Genomic DNA, 23,134 nt, shown 5'->3' with positions numbered 1-23,134 from the left:
CCGCGGCGGCGGCGCCGCCGGCCGCCCCCGCGTCGCGCGGGGCGGTCGCCGGGGGCGGCGCGCCCCCCGGCTCCCGGCAGAAGCTCCTCGCGCTCGGCCCGGAGGGCTTCGCGCGGAGCCTGCGCGAGTCGCCGACGATCGGTGTCACCGACACCACCTTCCGCGACGCCCACCAGTCGCTCCTCGCCACCCGGGTCCGGACCAAGGATCTGCTCGCCGTCGCCCCCGCGGTGGCGCACAACCTGCCGCAGTTGCTGTCCCTGGAGTGCTGGGGCGGCGCCACGTACGACGTCGCGCTGCGTTTCCTCGCGGAGGACCCGTGGGAGCGCCTTGCCGCCCTGCGCGAGGCCGTGCCGAACATCTGCCTGCAGATGCTGCTGCGGGGCCGTAACACCGTCGGGTACACCCCGTATCCGACGGAGGTGACCGACGCCTTCGTGCAGGAGGCCGCCGCCACCGGCATCGACATCTTCCGGATCTTCGACGCGCTCAACGACGTCGACCAGATGCGCCCCGCCATCGAAGCCGTACGGGAGACCGGGACGGCGGTGGCCGAGGTCGCGCTCTGCTACACGTCCGACCTCTCCGACCCGGCGGAGAAGCTGTACACGCTGGACTACTACCTGCGGCTGGCCGAGAAGATCGTCGCCGCGGGGGCGCATGTGCTGGCGGTCAAGGACATGGCGGGCCTGCTGCGCGCCCCCGCCGCGGCCAAGCTCGTCTCCGCGCTGCGCAGTGAGTTCGACCTGCCGGTGCACATCCACACCCACGACACCGCGGGCGGCCAGCTCGCCACGTATCTCGCGGCGATCCAGGCCGGGGCGGACGCGGTGGACGGCGCGGTGGCCTCCATGGCCGGTACCACCTCTCAGCCGTCGCTGTCGGCGATCGTCGCCGCGACCGACCACTCCGATCGGCCCACCGGCCTCGACCTGCAGGCGGTCGGCGACCTGGAGCCGTACTGGGAGAGCGTCCGCAAGGTCTACGCCCCCTTCGAGGCGGGCCTGGACTCACCGACCGGGCGCGTGTACCACCACGAGATTCCCGGCGGGCAGCTCTCCAACCTGCGCACGCAGGCCGTCGCGCTCGGCCTCGGCGACCGCTTCGAGGACGTCGAGTCGACGTACGCCGCCGCGGACCGGATGCTGGGCCGGCTGGTGAAGGTCACGCCGTCGTCGAAGGTGGTGGGTGACCTCGCACTGCATCTCGTGGGCGCCGGGGTGGCGCCCGAGGACTTCGAGGCGGCGCCGAACCGCTTCGACATCCCCGATTCGGTCGTCGGCTTCCTGCACGGCGAGCTGGGCACGCCTCCGGGCGGCTGGCCGGAGCCGTTCCGCAGCAAGGCGCTGGAGGGCCGTGCCGGCCCCAAGCCGATGCGGGAGCTGACCGCGGAGGACCGCACCGGCCTGGCCAAGGACCGGCGCGCGACGCTGAACCGTCTCCTCTTCCCCGGACCGACGAAGGCGTTCGAGACACACCGTCAGGCGTACGGCGACACGAGCGTGCTCGACAGCAAGGACTTCTTCTACGGGCTGCGCCCCGGGAAGGAGTACACCGTCGACTTCGGGCCCGGTGTGCGGCTGCTCATCGAGCTGGAGGCCATCGGCGAGGCCGACGAACGCGGCATGCGCACCGTCCTGTCGACCCTGAACGGCCAACTGCGGCCGATCCAGGTACGCGACAACGCGGCGGCCGCCGACCTCCCGGTGACCGAGAAGGCCGACAGGTCCAACCCGGGCCATGTCGCCGCGCCGTTCGCCGGCGTGGTCACGCTGGCCGTCGCCGAGGGCGACGAGGTCGAGACCGGTGCGACGGTGGCCACCATCGAGGCGATGAAGATGGAGGCCGCGATCACCGCTCCGAGGAGCGGACGGGTGTCCCGCCTGGCCATCACCAGGATCCAGCAGGTGGAAGGCGGCGACCTCCTCGTCGAGATCGGGTGAGGCGCGCGTCGTGAGGCGGCCGGGGCACCGAGCCAGGTGTCCCGGCCGCCTGCCCGGTTCGGCGGCGGGGCGGTTCGCCGGTGCCCGACCCGCTCAGCCGGTGCCGGTGTGGACGAAGAGCCGCAGGGACCACGACGTGCGGTTGCTCCCCTGAGCGTCGTTCATCGACTGGACCTTGGAGTGCCCGACGGCGCCTCAGGCGTCGCCCTTCGGGGCGTGCGTCAGGTCCCTGCGGCGGAAGGCGACGCGGTAGGCGCTCGGGCGGTGGCCGGTGTGGCGGGCGAAGAGGGCGGCGAAGGTGCCGGGGTCCTGGTAGCCGACGGCCGCGGCGACGGCGGCGACGGTGCGGTCGGTGGTCTCCAGGAGGTGGCGGGCGCGGCGGACCCGGGAGGCCTGCAGATGAGCCAGCGGGCTGCGTCCGGTCTCCTCGGCGAAACGGCGCAGCAGCGTGCGGGTGCTCACCCGGAAGGCGTCCGCGAGCGCGGCGAGGTCGTACCGCTGGGCGAGGTTCTGGTCGAGCCGTCGCATGACCCGCTGGGAGAAGTCACTGCCGGGCTGCGGCAGGAGCCGCGGGTCGACGTACGGGGTCTGGGAGGTCCGCGCGTCGTCGACGAGCGCCACCCGCGCGGTGGTCCGGGCCACCCGGGCACCGCTGTGCCGGCGGATGAGGTCCAGTGCGAAGTCGTACATGGCGCTGAAGGCCGCCGTGGTCGTCACGCCCGTGTCGGTGACGACCAGATGCTCGGGCCGGACGTCCGCCTCCGGGCAACGTCTGGCCAGTTCGCCGGCGTGCAGCCAGGACGTGGTGGCCCGGCGTCCGTCGAGCAGCCCGGCCTCGGCGAGCAGGAACGCGCCGACGCAGAGGGAGACGACGGCGGTGCCGGCGGCGGCCCGCGCGCGGATCGCCGCGGTCTCGGGGGCCAGCCCGGCGAGGCGTACGTCGAGGTCCGTGGCGGGGTCCAGTTCGAAACCGGGGACGACGAGGACGTCGACCTCGCGCAGTGGACGCACGTCCAGGCTCGCGCCGCCCGAGGCGGTGACCCGACGGCGGGGCGAGACGATCGACACCCGGTAGCCGGGCGCGTCCGGTCCGGCGACGTGCGCGGCCATCGTCAACAGGTCGGGGACCCCGAAGACTTCGGAGGCGAAGCAGCCCGGGTATGCGAGGACGCCGACCCGCAGCGCACCGGGGCCGCCACGCTCCTCGGCCCGCCGCGTCGCCTCCGCCATCGTCCCCGTACCCCCGTCACCGTCTCGTACGGCTCCTCGCCGCGTGGCGAGATTACCTCCGGGCTTGGCGGTCCGGCCCCTCAACGGACCGCCGGGCACCGGGCCACGCTGTCGCCATGAGCGACGACCCGATCACCGATTTCACCCGCCGGAGCGTGGCCGTGGAGGGGGTGGAGAAGACAGTGTACGTGGCCGGGGCCGGGCCCGCGGTCGTGGTGCTGCCCGAGATGCCGGGCATCAGCCCCGACGTCCTGCGGCTCGCCCGCTGGGTGCGGGACGCGGGCTTCACCGTCCATGTGCCCTCCTTGTTCGGGACGGACGGCGCCCTCCCGACGGTCGAGGGCGGCCGGGAGGTCGTCCGCCGCGCCTGCGTCGGCGCGGAGTTCCGTGCCTTCGCAGGCGGCGGCACCAGCCCGGTGACGGTGTGGCTGCGGGGCCTCGCACGCCAGGCCCACGGCGCTTGCGGCGGGCCCGGGGTGGGCGCGATCGGCCTGTGTTTCACCGGCAACTTCGCTCTCACCATGGCGCTGGAGCCGGCGGTGATCGCCCCCGTGGTCAACCACCCGTCGCTACCGCTCGACGACCCCGGCGGACTCGAACTCGACGCGGCGGACGCGCGTGCGGTGCGTGACCGGCTCACGCGCGACGGACTCACCGTCCTCGCCTACCGCTTCGAGGGCGACCGCTGGTGCACGGGGCAGCGCTTCGCCGCGTACCGCGCGCTGCTCGGCGACGCCTTCGACGGCCGCGTCCTGCCGGACGACGCCGCGAACCCGGCCCCGCCGCCCTTCTTCGCCGAGCTGGTCGGCACCCCGCACAGTGTGGTCACCGCCCATCTCGTCGACGAGGCGGGCCACCCCACGGTCCGGGCGCGCGACGAGATCCTCGCCTTCCTCACCGACCGCCTCCACCAGCCCGGAGCATGACGCGTCACCACCCTCCTCCCGGGCTCGCCGGCCTTGGCGGGGGTGATCTCGTACACCGCCGTGGCGGCGAGAGCGCGGCCGGGAACCCGCCCGCAAGGTCGGGGCGCTTCCGGCGCAGCGCGGCCGGATGTACGAGGCGGAGTTTCCGATCGTGACTCCGTGAGACCGGATCTCACACGAGGGCACCGCGCCCCGCCCGGGCCTCCGTGATGTCCGAACCGCGGAGCACGGGCAGAATTGACGTGAGCGTCCCGCTCCGCCGGTGAGTAACGCACTCGCCTTTCGTCCGTGCCCGGAAAGGGGGCCCGGTGTCCTCGCCTCGACCGGGGGGTCGACCGTGGGACGAGCAGGCTCCCGAGCCCATCTGGTCGGAACCCGGGACGCTGCTGGAGCACGTGGCCGTGGCCGTGCTCGGCATCGACGAGGAGGGCCGGATCTGCTACTGGGGCCCCGGTGCGCAGCGGCTCTTCGGCCACAAGGCCGCGGACGTCCTGACCCGGCCGGCCGCCGTCCTCTTTCCCGCCGCTCCCCTCGACGGCGCCGGTGCGGCGGAGCGCCTGGCGGAGCGCGGCCGCACCTTGGGCTACTGGCGGACGCGCGTGCCGACGCTGCACCGGGACGGCAGCGTCTTCGACTGCGGGTTCCGGGTCTTCCCGGTGACCGGCGCCGAGGGCGACTCCGTCATCCTCGGGCTGGCGAGCGAGAGCGAGGGGCTCGACCGGGTGAAGACCAACCTCGCCTTCCTCGACGCGCTCTTCGAGACGTGCCCGATCGGCCTGGTGATGCTCGACGAGAACCTGCGCTACGTCCATCTCAACCAGGCTCTGGCGGACATGGACGGGATCCCGATCGAGGACCACATCGGCCGGACCATGGAAGAGTTCATGATCACGTCCGACGGGGGCGAGTACCAGCGCATGCTGCGGGCCGTCGCCGACGAGGGCCGGCCCGTCGTGAGCACGCTGGTCGTCCTGCGCACACCGGGCCGTCCCGACCGGGACCAGGTACGCTCCGTGAGCTTCTTCCCCCTCAGCCAGGCCGTCGGCACGCGGCCCGGCCTGGGCGGTCTCCTCGTGGATGTCACCGACCGTGAGCAGGCCATCGTGGAGGCGGCGGCGGGGCGGCAGAGACTGGCGCTGCTGGACCGGGCCGCGAACCGCATCGGCACCACGCTGGACGTGAACGTCACCGCCCGCGAGCTGGTCGACGCGGTCGTTCCCGAGTTCTGCGACGCCTCCGTCGTGGAGGTCGTGCGGTGGAAGGACGAACGCGAGGTGTTCGATCCGGAATCGGTGCTGGTCACCCGCCGGATCGCGGCCGGTACGTGCCTGCCGCCTCCCGCCCCCGAGCTGGTCGGCGGCCTGGAGAGCGTGACCTACCCGCCCGGCTCCAGCATCCACGAGACCCTGATGACGGGCCGGCCCGTCTGCGTCCCCGTGAACGCCGATTTCATGACCCGCACGGTCATCCACCAAGCCCGGGCCCAGCTCCTGATCGACAGCGGCCTGACGTCTCTGCTCATCGCTCCGCTCATCGCGCGGGGCACGGTGCAGGGAATCGCCATGTTCGGCCGCTCCGGTGGCCGCCCGGTCTTCACCGGGCAGGACCTCAGCCTGGCGGGCGAGCTCGCCTCGCGGGCCGCGCTGTGCCTGGACAACGCGCGGCTCTACAGCCGGGTCCAGGACATCGCGCTCACCCTCCAGCGGGAGCTGCTGCCCACCGCCCTGGCGAACAGCCCGTCCGTGCGCGTCGCCCACCGCTACCTGCCCGGCAGTCACGCCACGGAGGTCGGCGGCGACTGGTACGACGTGATCGACCTGCCGGGCGGCCGGGTGGCGCTGGTGGTCGGCGATGTGATGGGGCACGGCGTGCCCGCGGCGGCGGCGATGGGTCGCCTGCGCATCACCGCCAAGGCCCTGGCGCGCCAGAACCTGGAACCCGACAGTCTCCTCAGGGAGCTCGACGCCTGCGCCCAGGACGCCGGCATCGCGTACGCGACCTGCCTCTACATCCGCTACGACCCGGCGACGGGCCTGGCCCGCATCGCGAACGCGGGTCACCTGCCGCCGCTGCGCCGACGGGCGAACGGCACGGTCGAGTCGATCGACGAGGTGCTGGGGGTGCCGCTGGGCGTCGGCGAGGTGCCCTTCCGTACGACGGAGATCGAGCTCCACGACGGCGACACCCTTGCGCTGTACACCGACGGCCTGGTCGAGGCGCGCGGCGTCGACATCGGCGAGGGCATGGCGGCACTAAGGTCGGAACTCGCGTGCGCGACCGGCACGTTGGAGGAGACGGCGGACGGCATCCTGGCGCGCCTGCTGCCCGACGCGCCCACCGACGACGCCGTGATCGTCCTCGCCCGGATCCGGCGTCAGGACCCCGGGCTCGGGCCCGGTGACCAGGGCTGAAGCCGAGCCTGGTCGGGCTGTTCGGGATCGGGACGGCGCGGGCGCTGCCCCAGCCGCGTCAGCCTCCGCTGGACGAGCGCACCCGCAGCCGCGGAAGGACGAACAGCCGGTGCCGGGGAGCGTCGGGCTGCTGGAGTCTGCGCACCAGCAACTCCACGGCGGACGCGCCGACTTCGTGCTTCGCCGGGGCGATGGCACTCAACGGGATGTCGGCGAGCCCCGCCACCTCGTCGTCGTACGCCACGATCGCGACGTCGCCGGGGACCTGGACCGACCGCGCGCGCAGCCGCCTCAGCAGCGCGAGCGCCTCGTTGTCGGGGTGGGCGATGACGGCGTCGACGCGGCCGGCCGCCGCGGCGTCGAGCAGCTCCTCGACCGGGCCGTCGTACTCCGGACTCCCGGGGCCCGCATCGGCGGTGACCAGGACGGACGTCGGAAGGGGGGCTTCGAGCCCGGCCGCGCGGACGCCGGCCTGGAAGCCCTCGATGATCCACTGTGCGGTCGGGCTCGTGCCGCGTACGAGCAGCGCGAGGCGCGTGCGACCCGCCTCCGCGAGATGCCGCACGGCAAGGCGCGCCCCATGGACGTGGTCGGACACCACGTGGTCGATCCCGGCCGTCTCGTCCGCCTCGGGCCGGCGCTCCACGATCACGACGGGGACGGGCAGTTGCTCGTACCAGCCACGCGGGCCGGTCGGAACCACCAGCAGCCCGTCGATGCCGTCGCCGATCATCCTTTCGACCTGGGTGCGCTCCTCGTCCGCGTCGTATCCCGAGATGTCCAGCACCAGCCGGGCGTTCCGGGCGGCCGCGGCCTCGCGCGCGCCCTTGATCACCTCGGGGTAGTAGTAGTCGGCGGACGGCACGATCAGACCGATGACGCGCTCCCGGCCGCGGGCCGGAGCGACGGGATCCCCGTCGGCGGGTGCGGTCTCCGCCCAGGTCTCGGGGAGCATGGCCCCGCCGTGCACCCGCGCGACCAGACCGCGGTCGGCGAGGACCTCCACGTCCCGGCGGATCGTGACCGGGGAGACGCCCAGCTCGGCGGCGAAGTCGCTGACCCGCAGGGAGCCCTCTTCCCGCAGCCTGCGCAGGATCGCCTGGTGCCTGTGTTCCGCGTGCACTTCCCCGCTCCCCTCGTACGCCATCCCAGATCAGAAGCAGTGTAGCCAACCCGCGATCGATGCTGTCTGTTTTCTATCGAATGGACAACCGGAGGCCGTTTCTGTCCAAACCGTTGCCCTCTTGGTTTTCCGCGTGTTAGAAACCCCACGCTTACGAGCCAGCGACAGCGCCGAGGCAACGACGCGCTCCTCCCGTAAAGGTCGTCTCCCATGCCATCTCCCTGGCGTCGCCGCACATTCCTCCATGCCGCCGGTGGGGGCGCGCTCGCCCTCGGACTCACGGGAACGCTCGCGCACCCGTCCCACGCCTCGGACGCCCTGGGGTCCGGCGACACATCCGCCACCGCGTCCGACGCGGAGTTCGACGCGCTGCGAGGCAAGTGGCGCGACCTCATCCTCGGTACGGGCTTCAGCCCGACCGCGGAGCCGTACCGGACCATCCTCGGCAACCTCGGCACGACCGCGGCCGGCTACCGGGCGACCATGGCCCCGGCGAGCGGTTCGCTCTGGCCCGGGCGCTCCTGGACCGACCCGGAGCCCGATCTCGACGCCGAGTCCTACGCCTTCTCGGCGACCATGAACGACGGATACAACCGGCTGCGCACCATGGCCGAGGCGTACTCCCAGCCGGGCACCGGACTGACCGGGGACGCCGGGCTCCGTGACGCCGTCCTCACCGGCCTCGACCACCTCCACTCCGAGGTCTACAACGAGAACACGACGCGGTACGGCAACTGGTACAACTGGCAGATCGGCGCTCCGCAGGCGCTGATGGACACCTGCGTGCTGATGTACGACCACCTGTCGGACACGCAGATCGCCGACTACTGCCGGGCCGTCGACGCGTTCGTGCCGGATTCGGTCTTCGCCTCGTACACGGGCACCAGCACCGGTGCCAACCGGGTCGACCTGTGTCGCGGGGTCATCCTGCGCGGGATCGTCGGCAAGGACCCGGCCAAGATCGCGCTGGCGTCCCAGGCGCTGGCCCCGGTGTTCCCCTACGTCACCTCGGGTGACGGTTTCTACGACGACGGATCGTTCGTCCAGCACCGCAACGTCCCCTACATCGGCGGCTACGGCGCGGTGCTGCACGACGGTGTGGGCCGGCTGCTCGCCCTGCTGCGCGGGTCGAGCTGGGAGGTGAAGGACGCCGGCACCCAGCTCTTCCTCGACACGATCGACAAGGCCGTCGCGCCGTTCATCTACAACGGTCTGATGATGGACAACGTCAGCAGCCGGGGCATCAGCCGCATCGGCACCAACGAGCATCAGCGGGCCCACGGCCTGATGGCGACCATCCTGCTGGTCGGCCAGGGCGCGAGCCCCGAGGAGAACGCCCGCTGGCGGGCGATGGTCAAGGGCTGGCTGCAACGCGACTACCACTACCCCGCGCTCAAGAACCCGGGTCTCAGCCTGATCAGGGCATCGCTCCTGCAGGCGCTGCAGGACGACACCTCCGTCAAGGCCGCCCCCGAGCCCGTCGAGCACCGGCTGTTCCACAACATGGCACGAGCCACCCACCGCCGTCGCGACTGGGCCGCCTCCGTCTCCATGGCCTCGAACCGCATCGCCCACTACGAGTTCGGCAACGGCGAGCATGCCCGCGGCTACCACACCGGCGCCGGGTGGCTCTCCTGGTGGGGCAGCGACTTCGGCCTGGAGCAGTACTCGGACGCCTACTGGCCCACCGTCGACCCGTACCGCCTGCCCGGTATCACCGCCTCGCGCAAGCCGCTCGCCGACGGCGAGGGCGGCAACTGGGGTCAGCCGATGCCGGACGCGGCCTGGGTCGGCGGGACCACCGACGGCGAGTACGCCGCCATCGGCCAGCACCTCAAGGGCATCTCCAGCACCATGGATGCCAAGAAGTCCTGGTTCTGCCTCGACGACTCCATCGTCTGCCTCGGCGCCGGCATCACCTCCGCCGACGGTCACGCCGTCGAGACGACCGTCGACAATCGCGCCCTCGGCGCCACCGGCGCCCCGGTGCTCACGGTCGACGGCAGGACGCAGCCGGTGACACAGGGCTGGACGGCCACCTTCGACGACGCCGAGTGGGCCCACATCGCCGGGCAGGCGGGCTATGTCTTCCCCGGCGGCGCCAAGCTCAGCGCGGTACGCGAGGAGCGCACCGGCTCCTGGCGGGACATCAATACCGGGGGCTCCCCCGACCCGATCACCCGCCGCTACCTCACCCTCTTCACCGACCACGGCGTCGACCCGACCGGCGGCGACTACGCCTACGTCCTGCTGCCGGGCGCGAGCGCCAGGACCACGGCCCACCGCGCGTGTGACCGGGGGTGGTTGCGGATCCTCGCCAACTCCGGGGACCAGCAGGGCGTCCGCGTCCCGAAGCTGGGCCTCACCGCGGTGAACTTCTGGACCGCGGGCACCGTCGACAGGCTCCGGGCGAGCGCCCCCGCCTCCGTCCTCGTACGGGAGCACCGCAACGGCACGGCGACCATCGTCGTCTCGGACCCCGCACGGCGGGCCACCTCCCTGGACATCGTCTGGAACCGCGGGGTGGGCAAAGTGCTCTCCAAGCCCGCCACGGTCACCGCCGCGACCACCGGCGCGTCGCTGAAGCTGACCTTCGGCGACCTCACCGGCCAGGCCGGCGCACCCCAGAAGGTCACCGTCCGCCTCGGCTGACACCAGGCCGGAGGTGCCTGCCCCTGCCATGCGCAAGGCCGAGGCGGGCGGGCACCTCCGGGACGGTGGCCCGCAGCCCCGTCACCGACGGACGACTCGGCACCCCCTGCCGACATCGTCCCTGCTGAGGTCGTACCCTCCCCCACCGCTGCCGGGGTGCGCACCTCTCGTTGAAGTCCCGCTCTCCCCCACCGGAGGAATCCATGCGTCACGGCAACGCTCGAAATGTCCCCCGCGTCTCCCCCTCGGACCCCCACCGGTCCCCCGCCGATCGGCAGGCGCCGCGCCGCCGGCGCGGGCGCCTGTCGGCCCCCATGGCGCTGGCCGCGGCGCTCTCGCTCGTCCTGGCGACACCCGCGCATGCGACGGTCGAGTGGGACGGCGACGCGGACAACGGAGGCACCGCCGTGTTCGCCTCGGTGCTCTGCGACTCCCCGTCGTACGTGTACCAGCCGGACTGGGGCGACGGTCGCGGGAAGATCTTCGGCTTCACCAAGGCGGTGGGCTCCGAGCGCTGCGAGGGCCACGGCATCGCCGGCCGCACCCTCACGTCCGGCAGGACGTACTGGTTCGGCTGGGAGTCCATGACCAAGACCGGCAACGCCCAGACCGTCTTCCAGTGGAAGTCATGGGGCACCGGTGACGAGCACGACCAGAACTATCCGGTGATCATGAAGGTCGAGGACAGCCGGCTGAAGGTCTGGTACGTCGCCCCGGGCGAGCAGTGGATCTCCGTCGGCAGCGTCGCCTGGACGCCGGCCACCTGGAACAAGATCGAGCTGGGCATCAACGCCCAGACCTCCACGAGCGGTTCCTTCGCCCTGTACGTCAACGGCCAACTGGTCGTCGACCGCCAGAACGCGCGGACGTGGGATCTCAAGGGCAACGTCCCCCGCTGGGGGTCGTACGGTTCCACCATCGTCGACGTGGAGTCCGTCCACTGGGTCGACGGCCTGAAGATGGGCACGACGCGGGCCGACGTCGACTGAGGCCCTCTGCACCTCGGTGGCCGCTGAACCTCCCCGGGACTCGGGGGTTCGCATCCTCGCAGGCGGGGAGGGGTCGGCCCCGTCCTCGGCGGGCCGGAGGCGGAGCCGACCCCCTACTTTCGTCACCTCGGACGCCGACGATGGGCACCCCCGGCGGGGCCCGATGCGCCGGGACGATGGAGTGGTGGCGCGGCACCGCCCTCCTCCTTCCCTCCTCGGCAGGGCGGCGCCGCCCCCCAGGAGCTCGTTCATCCAGGCGGTTCGGACCCTCGGGTCCCGCCTCCGGAGGCGAAGCGACAGGAGCCGCGGGGGCCAGGGGACCCGTACCGCCCGCCAGGGCGCACCGAGACCGGGAGATCATCGTGAACGCACACAGCGGCATCGCCGTCCTGCCCCGCCACCCCCGCGCCGCCGCCGACGCCCGCCACGTCCTCGGCCGGATCGCGCCCGAGGGCCACGACGAGGTGGACATGGCGGCCCTGCTCCTGAGCGAGGTCGTCTCGAACGCGGTCCGGCATGCGGAGGGACCGGCCATCGAGATCGCCGTCGGCTATGACCGGGGGGCCGGTGTGGTCACCGGGGCCGTCTTCGACACGAACCCCCGCATGGGTTCGGGTGCCCGGTCGAGCCGGGACGAGGCGGACACGGACGAGACGGAGCTGGAGACGGGCCGTGGGCTGGATCTGCTGGATGCGGTGGCCGGGGCTTGGGGCGTGGCCACGGTCGGCGACCGAGGCAAGTGGGTCTGGTTCCAGGTCCACGCCGCCTGACCCTGGGGCGCCCGCGGACACGGCCGAGACGGCGACCGCGGGGCACGGGATGCCCCGACGTGCCGGCGAGGCGGGTCCGGGTGGTGAGGAGTCCGGGTCGTGGCGGTGGTCGGGGCCGAGCTCCTCGCCCATGGCGGGAGCTCGGCGCACGTCAGGGGCCGTCTACCAGATCGCCTCGACCCACTCGGGGTGGTCGATGAACGGGTTGCGGTTGCCCTGGTAGGTGCCGTAGATGACGTCGTTGCGGCGTTCCTCGAAGGCGCTCGGCGGGTCCTGCTCGTTCCACTGCTTCAGGACCGAGAGGCGGCCGTGGAAGCGGACGCTGCCGTTGGTGGTCGACTCGTTGGGCTCCAGGTCGGCCCAGGCGTCGTCGCCCTCGTAGCGGACGGCCATGTAGAGGATCATGCGGGCCACGTCGCCCTTGTCCGCGTCGCGCGGCTCGAAGGAGTTGGAGTCCGTGTAGCTGCCGGGCGCGCCGCTCACCGCGCTGCCGCCGTTGTCGAAGTCCTTGTTGCCGCGGATGCTGTTGACCTGGACGTCCGCGGGGCGCAGGTGGTGCAGGTCGGTACCGGGGCCGGCCGAGGTGCCGAAGTTGCCGTGGGACTGGGCCCACACGTGCTCGCGGTTCCAGTCGCCCACGTCGCCGCCGTTGAGGGCCTTGCTGCGCGAGGTGCCGCTGTACAGCAGGATCACGTTGCCGCTGTTGTTCGGGTCCTGGTCGGTGACCTTCAGCGCGTTCCAGACCGCGTCGTACGAGATCTTGCTCTGGCTGCTGATGATCGTGTGCAGCGAGGACTTCAGGCTCGTTCCGGTCTTGCCGATCGCGTTCTTGTAGTAGGTGCTGTCGTACGCGGTGGTCGTGGCGCTCGCGGGGGGCGCGGTGACCGCCGGAAGGGTGAGGCCGAGGATGACGGCGCCTATGGCTGCCGCCTTCGCCTTCCATCTGCCTATCTGTACAACGGACATGGGGGATGTCCTTTCCTGGGAACGGCCGCGCCGGGACGGGAGGTGCGGCTGAACGGCCTCGCGATCTACGCGTGTTGACTTCTGGCAACCGGGAGCGTGGCATGGATGCCTGGTCGGCCGTGTAACCGGGAGAAGGCTTTTCCGTGACGTTCTCGCATACGGCGCAACCGCCGCCCGAGGGGCGGTGAACTCCTCCGGAGAGGAAGAAAGTTCGGCCGGAGGTGAATCCTTTCCGGACCTCCCCGCCTCCTATCTGCGAACCGGCCGAACGCGCCGGAAGAACCGGGAGGAACCACCCATGTTGGTCACTGGCATCGTCGTGATCGGAGCCCTGCTCGTGGGGGCATGCAGCTGGCACCTGATGCGGCGCTACAGGAGCCGGCGTTGACCAGGTCCGCGAGCGGGGGCTTCCGATATGAGTAGCTCATGAACAAACGCTTCCACTGGCCGGACGAGCGGCTGATCAAGGCCGCCCAGAACGGCGACGTCATGTCGCTCACCACCGTCGTCATGGAATCGCAGCCCCATGTGCGCAAGTTCGCCCGATCGCTGTGCGCCTCGCCGCAGGACGCGGAGGACGCGACGCAGGAGGCGCTGATCATCCTCTACCGGAAGATCGGCACCTTGCGGGCCACCGGCGCGCTGGCCTCGTGGATGTTCCGGATCGTGCGCAACGAGTGCCTCCGGCAGGTCCGGCTGCTCGTCTCGCGGAGCGACGAGGCGTCGGACGAAGCGGGGGCGTCCGCGGAACCGTCCGCCGAGGAGGCGGTGTTGCGCAGGCTGGAGGCGGAGCGGATCGCTGCTGCGGTCGGCGCCCTTCCCCGCGATCAGCGGCAGGTACTGATCATGCGGGACGTCCAGGGGCTGCCGGGCAGGACCGTCGCCCATTCGCTCGGCCTGAGCGACGCCGCGATGAAATCACGGCTGCACCGAGCACGCGCGGCGCTGCGTGACTCCTTGGCAGCGAACGAGCAATCACCCGAACACACCGTCGACCGACACGTCGGAGGAGACTCACCATCGTGACCATCGTGAAGCCCTCGCGGGGAGCGAAGGCCCGCGCCACCGACCGGGCCACGGCGCCCGGGACGAACTTCGCCAGCACGTCCGTCCCACGCCACCTGGCGCGCGGCGCCATCGGATTCGGGCTGATCATCGGCTCCATCGCCCTGGTGCCCGTCGTCGGCCCGGCCGCCCTGCTGGCGGCCCCGTTGGCCCTGATCGCCTTCCGCGGCTGCCCCACCTGCTGGATGGTCGGCCTGGTACAGACCGTCTCCCGCGGCCGTCTGGAGCGCCAGTGCGCGGACGGCGTCTGCACCCTCGCCAAAGCGCATCCGGCGGCGATCGACAGCCCCTGACCACCCCCGCGCCGACACCCCCATTACCGCTCCTAACCGGCCACGCGCAAGCCATGGACGGGAGAATCCTTGCCGACGCATTAGACTGGCGGGCTGTTTGGCGCCGGATCGGAACAACCTGGGCAGACCCGGGCTCCGCCGGCGACCCGGACGTTGCCGGGAACGAGACGCGAGGTCCGATGGCAGCCACACCAGAGCGCGGTGACATCACTCTGCTCGACGACGGGGGCACGTGGGAGGAGGAGTCCGGCAAGTCCGCCCGGTTCTCCGCCGGGCCCGCCGCCCCGGTGCGCACGCTCCTCGACGTCTTCGAGGCGTCCGTACGGGCCTACCCCGACGAGCTCGCCCTGGACGACGGCGGCGCCCGGCTGACCTACCGGGCGCTGGCCGCGGAGGTCGAGCGCCGACGGCGCGCCCTGGCGGCCGCCGGAGTGGGGCTCGGCGACCGGGTCGGCGTCCGCGTGCCCTCCGGGACCAACGAGCTGTACGTCGCCATCCTCGCCGTACTCGCCGCGGGCGCCGCCTATGTGCCCGTCGACGCCGAGGACCCGGACGAGCGGGCCGAGCTGGTCTTCGGCGAGGCAGGTGTGCGGGCCGTCCTCGGCGCGGGGCAGCGGATCGACGTCACCGCGCGCGAGGGGGACCACGCCCCCGCCACCCGCCCCGGCCCCGAGCACGACGCGTGGATCATCTTCACCTCCGGCTCCACGGGCAAGCCCAAGGGCGTCGCCGTCAGCCACCGCAGCGCGGCCGCTTTCGTGGACGCCGAGGCGGCGCTCTTCCTCGTCGAGGAGCCGATCGGACCCGGCGACCGGGTCATGGCGGGACTCTCCGTCGCCTTCGACGCCTCCTGCGAGGAGATGTGGCTGGCCTGGCGCTACGGCGCCTGCCTCGTGCCCGTCCCCCGGTCCCAGGTGCGCAGCGGCGCCGACCTCGGCCCGTGGCTGGTGGAGCAGGAGATCACCGTGGTCTCCACGGTGCCGACCCTCGCCGCGCTCTGGGAGCCGGAGGCGCTCGACGAGGTCCGGCTGCTGATCTTCGGCGGCGAGGCCTGCCCGCCCGAGCTGACCCAGCGTCTGGTCACGGAGGGCCGCGAGGTCTGGAACACGTACGGCCCCACCGAAGCCACCGTCGTCGCCTGCGCCTCCCTCCTGACCGGTGAGGAGCCCATCCGGATCGGCCTCCCGCTGAACGGCTGGGAGCTGGCCGTGGTCGACGAGTCCGGCGAGCCGGTGCCGATGGGCGGCAGCGGTCAGTTGGTGATCGGCGGCGTCGGACTCGCCCGCTACCTCGACCCCGAGAAGGACGCCGAGAAGTACGCCCCGCTGGAGTCGCTCGGATGGGACCGCGCCTACCGCAGCGGCGACCTGGTCCGCGCCGAGCCGGAGGGGCTGGTCTTCCTCGGCCGCGGCGACGAGCAGATCAAGCTCGGCGGCCGCCGTATCGAGCTGGGCGAGGTGGACGCCGCGCTGCAGGCCCTGCCCGGTGTCGCCGGCGCGGCCGCCGCCGTCCGTACCGCCCGCAGCGGCAACCAGCTGCTCGTCGGCTATCTCGTCACCCAGGAGGGCTGGGACCATGCGGCGGCGGTCGAGCGGCTGCGCGCCGAGCTGCCCGCCGCCCTCGTACCGCTGCTCGCGCCGGTCGACGAACTACCGACCCGTACCTCCGGCAAGGTGGACCGGGACGCGCTGCCCTGGCCCCTGCCCGATCTCGAGACCACCGGCCCCGCCGAGCAGCTGTACGGCACGGAGGCATGGCTCGCCGAGCAGTGGAGCGAGACCCTTGGAGTGGCCGTCACCAGCGCCGCCGACGACTTCTTCGCGATCGGCGGCAGCAGCCTCGCCGCCGCCCGGCTCACCACCCGGCTGCGCACCCGCTATCCGAGCGCGGCCGTCGTCGACATCTATCAGCAGCCCACCCTGCGCAAGCTGGCCCGGCGTCTGGAGAAGTCCGTCCAGGACGACGGCGCCGTCCGGACCGTCGCACCGGTTCCGCTGCGGACCGGGCTCGCACAGACCGCCCTGCTGCTCCCGCTCTTCACCGTGGTCGGGCTCCGCTGGACCGTGGCGCTCCTTGCCCTGGGCAACGTACTGCACTGGTTCGGGCCCTACCCGTGGGCGCCGACCGCCTCGTGGTGGCTCGTCGCGGCGGGTGCGGCGCTGCTCTTCAGCCCGCCGGGCCGGCTCGCGATCGCGGCGGGCGGCGCACGCCTGCTGCTGCGCGGGGTGAAGGCGGGACGCCACCCGCGCGGCGGAAGCGTCCACCTGCGGCTGTGGACGGCCGAGCGTCTTGCCGAGTGCGTCGGCGCGACCTCGCTCACCGGCTCCTGGCTGGAGCGCTACGCACGGGCTCTCGGCGCCAAGGTCGGCCCCGACGTGGACCTCCACTCGCTGCCGCCGGTCACCGGCATGCTCAAGCTCGGCCGCGGCTGCGCCGTGGAGTCCGAGGTGGACCTCTCCGGCTACTGGCTGGACGGCGACCGGCTGGAGATCGGCCCGGTCAAGGTCGGCGCCGGCGCGGTGGTCGGCACCCGCAGCCTGCTCTTCCCGGGGGCGCGGGTCGGCAAGCGGGCCGAGGTGGCGCCCGGCTCCGCCGTGGCGGGACAGATCCCGACCGGACAGCGCTGGGCCGGCGCGCCCGCGGGCAAGCTCGGCAAGGCGAAGCGGAACTGGCCCAAGGAGCGGCCGGCGCGCGCGGTCCGCTGGCGGGCCATATACGGCGCGACCGGCTTCTTCCTCACGGCTCTGCCCGTGCTCGCCGCCCTGCCCGCCCTGCTGGTCGTGAGCCGCTTCGTGCCCGCCGACGCCGGGATCGCCGAGGCGCTGGCGGGAGCGCTGCTCGCCGTGGTGCCCGGGGCGCTCGCCTACGGTTTCGCGTACGCGACGCTCGTGCTGGTCGCGGTACGGCTGCTCAGCCTCGGGCTGCGTACCGGAAGCCATCCGACGCACGGTCGGGTCGCCTGGCAGGCGTGGACGGTCACCCAGCTCATGGACCTGGCGCGGGAGACGCTCTTCCCGCTCTACGCCGGGCTGATCACTCCGGTCTGGCTGCGGCTGCTCGGGATGAAGATCGGCCGGGGCGCTGAGGTGTCGACGGTGCTCGCGCTGCCGAGCCTCACCACCGTCGGCGAGGGCGCGTTCCTCGCCGACGACACCCTGACCGCGCCCTACGAACTGGGCGGTGGCTGGGTGCGGATCGGGCACTCCGAGATCGGTCGCCGGGCGTTCCTCGGCAATTCCGGCATGACCGCGCCGGGCCGCACCGTCCCGGACGACGGCCTGGTCGGCGTGTTGTCCGCGACGCCGAAGAAGGCCAAGAAGGGCAGCTCGTACCTGGGTCTGCCCCCGGTCAAGCTGCCGCGGTCCGCGGCGGACGCCGACCAGAGCAGGACGTACGACCCGCCCGCGCACCTGCTGTGGGCGCGCGGGCTGGTGGAGCTGTGCCGGCTCGTTCCGGTGTTCTGCTCGGCCGCCCTCGCGGTCCTGACCGTGGCGGCCCTCTGTGCCGTGGCCACGGCGGCCGGTCCGGGCGTCTGGGGCACCGCGCTGCTGTCCGGGGCGGTCCTCCTCGCCGCCGGAGCGGCCGCGTGCCTGGTCTCGGTGGCCGCCAAATGGCTGCTCGTGGGCAGGCACCGGACGGGCGAACACCCCCTCTGGTCCGGCTTCGTATGGCGCAACGAGCTGGCCGACACCTTCGTCGAGGTGCTGGCCGTGCCGTGGCTGATCGGATCGGTGCCGGGAACCCCGCTGCTCGGACTGTGGCTGCGCGGACTCGGTGCACGAATCGGCCGGGGCGTGTGGTGCGAGAGCTACTGGCTGCCCGAGACGGACCTGGTGGTGCTGGGCGACGCGGTCAGCGTGAACCGTGGATGTGTGTTGCAGACACACCTCTTCCACGACCGGATCTTGAGGACGGATACTGTGGTCCTCCGCGAGGGCGCCACGCTGGGCCCGGGCGGAATCGTCCTGCCCGGCAGTACGGTCGGGGCCCGCTCCACACTGGGTCCCGCCTCTCTCGTGATGGCCGGGGAATCCGTCCCCGACGACACCCGCTGGCTGGGCAATCCGATCGAGGCGTGGCGGGCCTGAACGGGCACCACGAGCACAGCACAGGGCAGGGAGCGGAAGCAGCAGTGAGCGGCGAGCGGCGAGCGGCATCGGACCCGTACTTTCCTGACCACGGCGACTCCCGTTACCGCGTGCATCGGTACGAACTCGCTCTGGAGTACCGTCCCGGTCCCAACCGGCTGGCCGGGACGGCGCGGCTCAGCGCGATCGCCGGACGGGCACCGCTCACCGAGTTCCACCTCAACCTCGCCGAGTTCAAGGTCGGCCGGATCCTCGTGGACGGCCGTGCGCCGCACTACGCCCACCGGGGCGGCAAGCTCCGCGTCCGGCCGGCCAAGCCGCTGCCGGCGGGCGCCGCCTTCACGGTGGAGGTGCACTACGCGGGCAACCCCAAGCCGGTCCGCAGCCCTTGGGGCGGGCTCGGCTGGGAGGAGTTGACCGACGGCGCGTTGGTGGCCAGCCAGCCCGTCGGCGCGCCCTCCTGGTACCCCTGCAACGACCGGCCGGCCGACAAGGCCTCGTACCAGATCTCGGTCAACACCCCGTCCGCGTACACCGTGGTGGCGGGCGGCCGGCTGCTCACCCGTACGACCAAGGCCAGCACGACCACCTGGGTGTACGAGCAGCCCGCGCCGACCTCCAGCTACCTGGTCGGCCTCTCCATCGGCATGCACCAGACGGTGCTCCTCGGGGACCCGGGGCTCGGGGGTGTGCCGCAGAGCGCCCATGTGCCGGCGCATCTCCTGCCCCGCTTCTCCCGCGACTTCGCCCGGCAGCCCGCGATGATGCAGCTGTTCGAGGAGCTCTTCGGGCCCTTTCCCTTCGGCGAGTACGCGGTGGTCGTCGCCGACGAGGAACTGGACGTCCCGGTGGAGGCCCAGGGGCTCTCCCTCTTCGGCACCAACCATGTCGACGGCGTGCGGGGTTCCGAGCGCCTCGTCGCCCATGAGCTCGCGCACCAGTGGTTCGGCAACAGTGTGACCATCGCCGACTGGCGGCACATCTGGCTGAACGAGGGCCTGGCCAAGTACGCCGAGTGGCTCTGGTCGGAGCGCTCCGGCGGCCGTACCGCGCACGACCTGGCGGCCGCCGCGCACCGACTGCTCTCCACCCAGCCCCAGGACCTGAAGCTCGCCGACCCGGGGCGCAAGCTGATGTTCGACGACCGGCTGTACGAGCGCGGAGGTCTCACCGTGCACGCGGTCCGCTGCGCCCTGGGCGACGGCGCGTTCTTCCGGATGCTGCGCGACTGGGCCACGGTGCATCGCCACGGCGTGGTGACCACCGCGGGCTTCACCGCCCATGTGACCCGGTACGCGGTCGAGCCGGTGGACGAGCTGCTCACGGCCTGGCTGTACCAGCCGTCCCTCCCGTCCCTGCCCTCTCCGCACGGCTCCCCGTCGATACCGCAGCGCCCCGCGTACCCGCCCACGAACGACGGGTCCGCGGGCAGGGCATCCGCATAGGAGGCGTGGACGGACCGGGCGGGACAGCTCGGAACGGCACGGCTCGGAATGGCACGGTCGGACGAGCCTTGGGATCCTTGTCTCCGGAGGACCCGCCATGACGCACGACCCGCCGTTGTCTCCCTCGGAGGGGCCCACACCGCGCGAGAACGACCGCCGGGTGGACCGGCCCGGCGGCGCGGACACGGACGGGAAGCGGCGCCGGCTGCCCCGGCTCACACTGCCCGGCTGCTGGGGTGCGCTCGCCCTCGCCTGCCTGTCCTTCACGCCCTCACTGCTGCCTCGCGGGGGCGTACTCCAAGGACTCGTGTGCGGCATCGCCGCGGCCATCGGCTACGGGCTCGGCGTGGTCGCGGCGTACGTGTGGCGCGCCTTCGCCGACCGGGACGCCCGAAGCCCCTCCCGCAGGTCGTGGCTGGTCCTCCTCGTCAGCGCGATCGTGCTGTTCGGCCTCTCGTTCGGGCTCGGTCAGTACTGGCAGCACGAGATCCGCCGTCTGATGGGGGTCACCGACTACAGCGTCCTCGCCACCGTCGCCTGCCCGTTCGTCGCCGCTCTCGTCTTCTGGCTGCTGCTGATGGCCGGGCGGGGGCTCCGGCGCCTGTATCGCTGGACCACCCGTCTCCTCGGGCGCTGGATCGGTGAGCGGGCGACGAAAGCGGTCGGCTGGCTGCTGGTGGCGGGCCTCGCGTGGTCGGTCTTCACCGGAGTGCTGTTGCAGGGCCTCGTGAGCGCGGCCAACGAGACGTTCTCGCTGCGTGACACGCACACACCGGAGGGCGTGCACCAGCCGACGTCGCCCTTGCGCTCGGGCGGCCCGGGGTCCGTCGTGCCGTGGGACTCGCTGGGCAGGGAAGGCCGGGCCTTCACCGGCAGCGGACCATCGGCCCGGGACATCGGCGCGTTCACCCATCGCACGGCGCAGGAGCCCGTCCGGGCCTACGCCGGTCTCGCGACCGCCGACGACGCGGAGACCCGGGCGGCGCGGGCCGTCGCCGACCTCCGCCGGGCGGGCGGCTTCGAGCGCGAGAACCTTCTGGTCATGACCACGACGGGGAGCGGCTGGGTCGATCCCGCGGCCGTCGAGTCGTTCGAGTACCTGGGCAACGGCGACTCGGCCACCGTGGCGATGCAGTACTCGTACCTGCCGTCGTGGCTGTCCTACCTCGTCGACCAGTCCAAGGCCCGTGAGGCCGGGCGCGAACTCTTCGACGCGGTCTACGACACCTGGTCCAAACTGCCCCAGGACCAACGGCCGCGGCTGTTCGTGGCGGGCGAGAGTCTGGGGTCGTTCGGCGGTGAGACGGCCTTCAGCGGGGAGTACGACCTGCGCAACCGCACGGCCGGCACCCTGTTCGCCGGCCCGCCGAACTTCAACTCCCTGTTCCGCGGGTTCAGCGATCACCGCGACGCGGGAAGTCCCGAGATCGAGCCCGTCTACAAGGAGGGGCGGACCGTCCGGTTCACCGACGACCCCTCCACCGGGGCGCCCCCGGCGGACCGGCCGTGGGAGGGCACGCGAGTGCTCTATCTGATGCATGCTTCCGATCCGATCGTCTGGTGGAGCCCCGACCTGGTCTTCACGGAACCCGACTGGATCGGCCAGGCGCCCGGCAGCGACGTGCTCGAGGCGATGGTCTGGATTCCCTTCGTGACCTTCTGGCAGGTCACCGCCGATCTGCCGTTCTCCACGGGTGTGCCGGACGGCCACGGCCACACCTACAAGGTGGCGTACGTCGACGGCTGGAACGACATCATGAGGCCCACCGGGTTCACGGCGGAGGATCTGGACCGGCTGAGGGACATCATCCGGCCGGAGGACTGAGCCCCACCGCCACGGCGCGCCGCTGCCCGCGGCGTCGCGCGGTCAGCGCAGCAGATGTCCGACGACGTAGCCCAGTGCGTTCACCGCCCAGTGCAGCCCCATGGGAGCGAGCAGACTCCCGCTGCGGCGCCGCAGTTCGCAGAACAGCACGCCCGCGGCCGCCGTGAACAGCACGGCCGACAGGACCGCCAGGGCGGCGCCCGGTCCGGAGTCGCCGAAGACCGTGGACAAGGCGGGTTTCGCGGTGGCGAGGTGCAGGGACGGCAGCACGTGCCACAGGCCGAACAGCAGACTCGACACGGCTGTCGCCCAGACCGTCCCGCGGGCGCGGCGCACCAGACCGTACAGCACCCCGCGGAAGGCGATCTCCTCCAGCAGGACCGTGCCGACGGGGACCAGCACGAGGACACGGATCATCAGCTCGCCGCCGCTCAGATCGGCGAACCTCCGGTCCTCGAAGAGCGTGCGGGTGGCCGGCAGCAGCGCCCCGGCCAGGTAGACGACGGCGACCAGACCGATCAGGGCGAGTGCCCACCGGGCGCCCCGGGCGAGCGTGCCGGGCGCCAGACCGGCGTCCGCCCAGGTGCCTCCGGCCGCCCGGAGCACTCCCAGGAGCAGGACACTGGCCACGACCGCCGTCAGCAGGCCCGGCAGGCCCGTCCAGCGGTGCATGGCGAGGTTGGCGGCGACCAGGACGGCGAGGGTGATTCCGACGGCCGGCCAGGTGCCGATCCCGTCGGGCCTGGTCGAGGTGGGGCGGTGCGCTCCCGGGGTGAGGGGCATCGGCCTTCCCCATCTCTTCGCCGACGGTTCGTCTCCGCCTCCCCTCGGCCCACGCTACCGGGGACCTTCCCGGGGCGCTCAAGGGAACGCCCTCACCTGACGCGAAAGGTGATCCGCAGCGACCGCAGGCCCGGCCGTTCGGTCGTGCGCAGCACCGTCTCGCCCTTTTCGGTGGCACGGACGTCCCAGGCGCGGAAGCCCGGATCGGACTCGAATTCCACCGGTACGACGACGATCGCCGTGCCGTCGACGGCCGGGGTGACCTCTCGCCAACGGCCGACGAGGCGCAGCTGGGACGTCTCGCCGAGGGCCAGCGTGAGGGTGCGGCCGGCGTCGTCCTGGGTGAGAACGGCCGGGGCGGGCGGCGCGGGTGCGGCAGTCGTCGTTGTGGGGGTGGGAGTGGTGGGGGTGGGGGTGGGGGTGGGGGTGGCTGGGGAGGTTCGGGCGGGCGCGGTCGGGCGGTTCGGCGGCGGGGGTTCGTCGGTGCAGGCGGCCGCCGCCACCCCGAGGAGCAGGGCGGCGGCGGCGCGCGGCAGGAGTTTCTTCCTTGTCATACGAGCGGGATGTTGATGCAGGTGAGGATGGACGCCTGGGCGGAGAGCTGCTGCTTGGTGGCGTTGGGGTC

The 23,134-nt window shown here is 72.5% G+C and carries 16 protein-coding genes; 11 read left to right on the top strand and 5 right to left on the bottom strand.

What is annotated here, in order from left to right; translation table 11 throughout:
* The coding region (locus ACFVZW_RS18600; protein ID WP_384522502.1) for a pyruvate carboxylase subunit B at positions 1-1,943 on the top strand (1,943 nt) is incomplete at its 5' end.
* Positions 1,944-2,138: 195 nt separating this feature from the next.
* Here the strand turns inward: ACFVZW_RS18600 and ACFVZW_RS18595 are convergent.
* Positions 2,139-3,173 (bottom strand): GlxA family transcriptional regulator, encoded by a 1,035-nt coding sequence (locus ACFVZW_RS18595; RefSeq protein ID WP_384522500.1) that lies wholly within the window; start codon positions 3,171-3,173, stop codon positions 2,139-2,141.
* A 116-nt stretch (positions 3,174-3,289) separates the two neighbouring features.
* Here ACFVZW_RS18595 and ACFVZW_RS18590 point away from each other — a divergent pair, with 116 nt between their 5' ends.
* Together ACFVZW_RS18590 and ACFVZW_RS18585 are read left to right on the top strand one after the other, a co-directional pair.
* A complete protein-coding gene (locus ACFVZW_RS18590) occupies positions 3,290-4,099 on the top strand; it encodes a dienelactone hydrolase family protein (protein ID WP_384522498.1) in 810 nt (269 codons plus the stop codon).
* Between the two features lie 308 nt (positions 4,100-4,407).
* Positions 4,408-6,510 (top strand): SpoIIE family protein phosphatase, encoded by a 2,103-nt coding sequence (locus ACFVZW_RS18585; protein WP_384522496.1) that lies wholly within the window; start codon positions 4,408-4,410, stop codon positions 6,508-6,510.
* 58 nt (positions 6,511-6,568) lie between these two features.
* Here ACFVZW_RS18585 and ACFVZW_RS18580 read toward each other — a convergent pair whose 3' ends face one another.
* Positions 6,569-7,633: a substrate-binding domain-containing protein gene (locus tag ACFVZW_RS18580; RefSeq protein ID WP_384522494.1), complete on the bottom strand. Its 1,065-nt coding sequence runs from the start codon at positions 7,631-7,633 to the stop codon at positions 6,569-6,571.
* Positions 7,634-7,843: 210 nt separating this feature from the next.
* Here ACFVZW_RS18580 and ACFVZW_RS18575 point away from each other — a divergent pair, with 210 nt between their 5' ends.
* The 3 genes from ACFVZW_RS18575 (at position 7,844) to ACFVZW_RS18565 (ending at position 12,044) form a co-directional block, all read left to right on the top strand.
* Positions 7,844-10,285, top strand: a complete 2,442-nt coding sequence (locus ACFVZW_RS18575; RefSeq protein ID WP_384522492.1) for a polysaccharide lyase 8 family protein — start codon at positions 7,844-7,846, stop codon at positions 10,283-10,285.
* Positions 10,286-10,599: 314 nt separating this feature from the next.
* Positions 10,600-11,274: a hypothetical protein gene (locus tag ACFVZW_RS18570; RefSeq protein WP_384522490.1), complete on the top strand. Its 675-nt coding sequence runs from the start codon at positions 10,600-10,602 to the stop codon at positions 11,272-11,274.
* Positions 11,275-11,636: 362 nt separating this feature from the next.
* Entirely contained in the window at positions 11,637-12,044 is a 408-nt protein-coding gene (locus tag ACFVZW_RS18565; protein WP_384522488.1) for an ATP-binding protein, read from the top strand.
* Between the two features lie 162 nt (positions 12,045-12,206).
* Here the strand turns inward: ACFVZW_RS18565 and ACFVZW_RS18560 are convergent, their stop codons facing one another.
* Positions 12,207-13,010, bottom strand: a complete 804-nt coding sequence (locus ACFVZW_RS18560; RefSeq protein WP_384522486.1) for an endonuclease I family protein — start codon at positions 13,008-13,010, stop codon at positions 12,207-12,209.
* A gap of 426 nt (positions 13,011-13,436) precedes the next feature.
* Between ACFVZW_RS18560 and ACFVZW_RS18555 the strand changes: the two genes are divergently transcribed.
* The 5 genes from ACFVZW_RS18555 (at position 13,437) to ACFVZW_RS18535 (ending at position 21,726) form a co-directional block, all read left to right on the top strand.
* A complete protein-coding gene (locus ACFVZW_RS18555) occupies positions 13,437-14,036 on the top strand; it encodes an RNA polymerase sigma factor (protein WP_384522484.1) in 600 nt (199 codons plus the stop codon).
* A complete protein-coding gene (locus ACFVZW_RS18550) occupies positions 14,033-14,368 on the top strand; it encodes a hypothetical protein (protein ID WP_384522482.1) in 336 nt (111 codons plus the stop codon). Before ACFVZW_RS18555 ends, ACFVZW_RS18550 begins: the two co-directional genes overlap by 4 nt.
* 179 nt (positions 14,369-14,547) lie before the next feature.
* Complete coding sequence (locus ACFVZW_RS18545) at positions 14,548-18,456, top strand: Pls/PosA family non-ribosomal peptide synthetase (RefSeq protein WP_384522480.1); 3,909 nt, start codon at positions 14,548-14,550, stop codon at positions 18,454-18,456.
* Positions 18,457-18,500: 44 nt separating this feature from the next.
* Positions 18,501-19,901 carry a M1 family metallopeptidase gene (locus ACFVZW_RS18540; protein WP_384522478.1) on the top strand — a complete coding sequence of 467 codons (1,401 nt, stop codon included), beginning with the start codon at positions 18,501-18,503 and terminating at the stop codon, positions 19,899-19,901.
* Positions 19,902-19,998: 97 nt separating this feature from the next.
* Positions 19,999-21,726 carry an alpha/beta hydrolase gene (locus ACFVZW_RS18535; protein ID WP_384522476.1) on the top strand — a complete coding sequence of 576 codons (1,728 nt, stop codon included), beginning with the start codon at positions 19,999-20,001 and terminating at the stop codon, positions 21,724-21,726.
* 42 nt (positions 21,727-21,768) lie between these two features.
* On the opposite strand, the gene ACFVZW_RS18530 is transcribed toward ACFVZW_RS18535, so the two are convergent.
* Both ACFVZW_RS18530 and ACFVZW_RS18525 read right to left on the bottom strand, forming a co-directional pair.
* Positions 21,769-22,509, bottom strand: coding sequence for a CPBP family intramembrane glutamic endopeptidase (locus tag ACFVZW_RS18530; RefSeq protein WP_384522474.1), 741 nt, complete (start codon positions 22,507-22,509; stop codon positions 21,769-21,771).
* 92 nt (positions 22,510-22,601) lie between these two features.
* Complete coding sequence (locus ACFVZW_RS18525) at positions 22,602-23,063, bottom strand: hypothetical protein (RefSeq protein WP_384522472.1); 462 nt, start codon at positions 23,061-23,063, stop codon at positions 22,602-22,604.
* Positions 23,064-23,134 lie beyond the last annotated feature (71 nt).

The organism is Streptomyces sp. NPDC059567, from assembly GCF_042735655.1.
Taxonomy (GTDB): Bacteria; Actinomycetota; Actinomycetes; order Streptomycetales; family Streptomycetaceae; genus Streptomyces.
Note: the sequence above shows the minus strand (reverse complement) of the source record. Positions and strands in the feature narration are given on the sequence as shown.

What these genes read in the sequence shown, in the direction of transcription:
- ACFVZW_RS18570 (WP_384522490.1), top strand. Translation starts at nt 10,600, where the DNA reads ATGGCGCTGGCCGCGGCGCTCTCGCTCGTCCTGGCGACACCCGCGCAT.
- ACFVZW_RS18545 (WP_384522480.1), top strand. Translation starts at nt 14,548, where the DNA reads ATGGCAGCCACACCAGAGCGCGGTGACATCACTCTGCTCGACGACGGG.
- ACFVZW_RS18595 (WP_384522500.1), bottom strand. Translation starts at nt 3,173, where the DNA reads ATGGCGGAGGCGACGCGGCGGGCCGAGGAGCGTGGCGGCCCCGGTGCG.
- ACFVZW_RS18575 (WP_384522492.1), top strand. Translation starts at nt 7,844, where the DNA reads ATGCCATCTCCCTGGCGTCGCCGCACATTCCTCCATGCCGCCGGTGGG.
- ACFVZW_RS18560 (WP_384522486.1), bottom strand. Translation starts at nt 13,010, where the DNA reads ATGTCCGTTGTACAGATAGGCAGATGGAAGGCGAAGGCGGCAGCCATA.
- ACFVZW_RS18530 (WP_384522474.1), bottom strand. Translation starts at nt 22,509, where the DNA reads ATGCCCCTCACCCCGGGAGCGCACCGCCCCACCTCGACCAGGCCCGAC.
- ACFVZW_RS18555 (WP_384522484.1), top strand. Translation starts at nt 13,437, where the DNA reads ATGAACAAACGCTTCCACTGGCCGGACGAGCGGCTGATCAAGGCCGCC.
- ACFVZW_RS18525 (WP_384522472.1), bottom strand. Translation starts at nt 23,063, where the DNA reads ATGACAAGGAAGAAACTCCTGCCGCGCGCCGCCGCCGCCCTGCTCCTC.
- ACFVZW_RS18590 (WP_384522498.1), top strand. Translation starts at nt 3,290, where the DNA reads ATGAGCGACGACCCGATCACCGATTTCACCCGCCGGAGCGTGGCCGTG.
- ACFVZW_RS18535 (WP_384522476.1), top strand. Translation starts at nt 19,999, where the DNA reads ATGACGCACGACCCGCCGTTGTCTCCCTCGGAGGGGCCCACACCGCGC.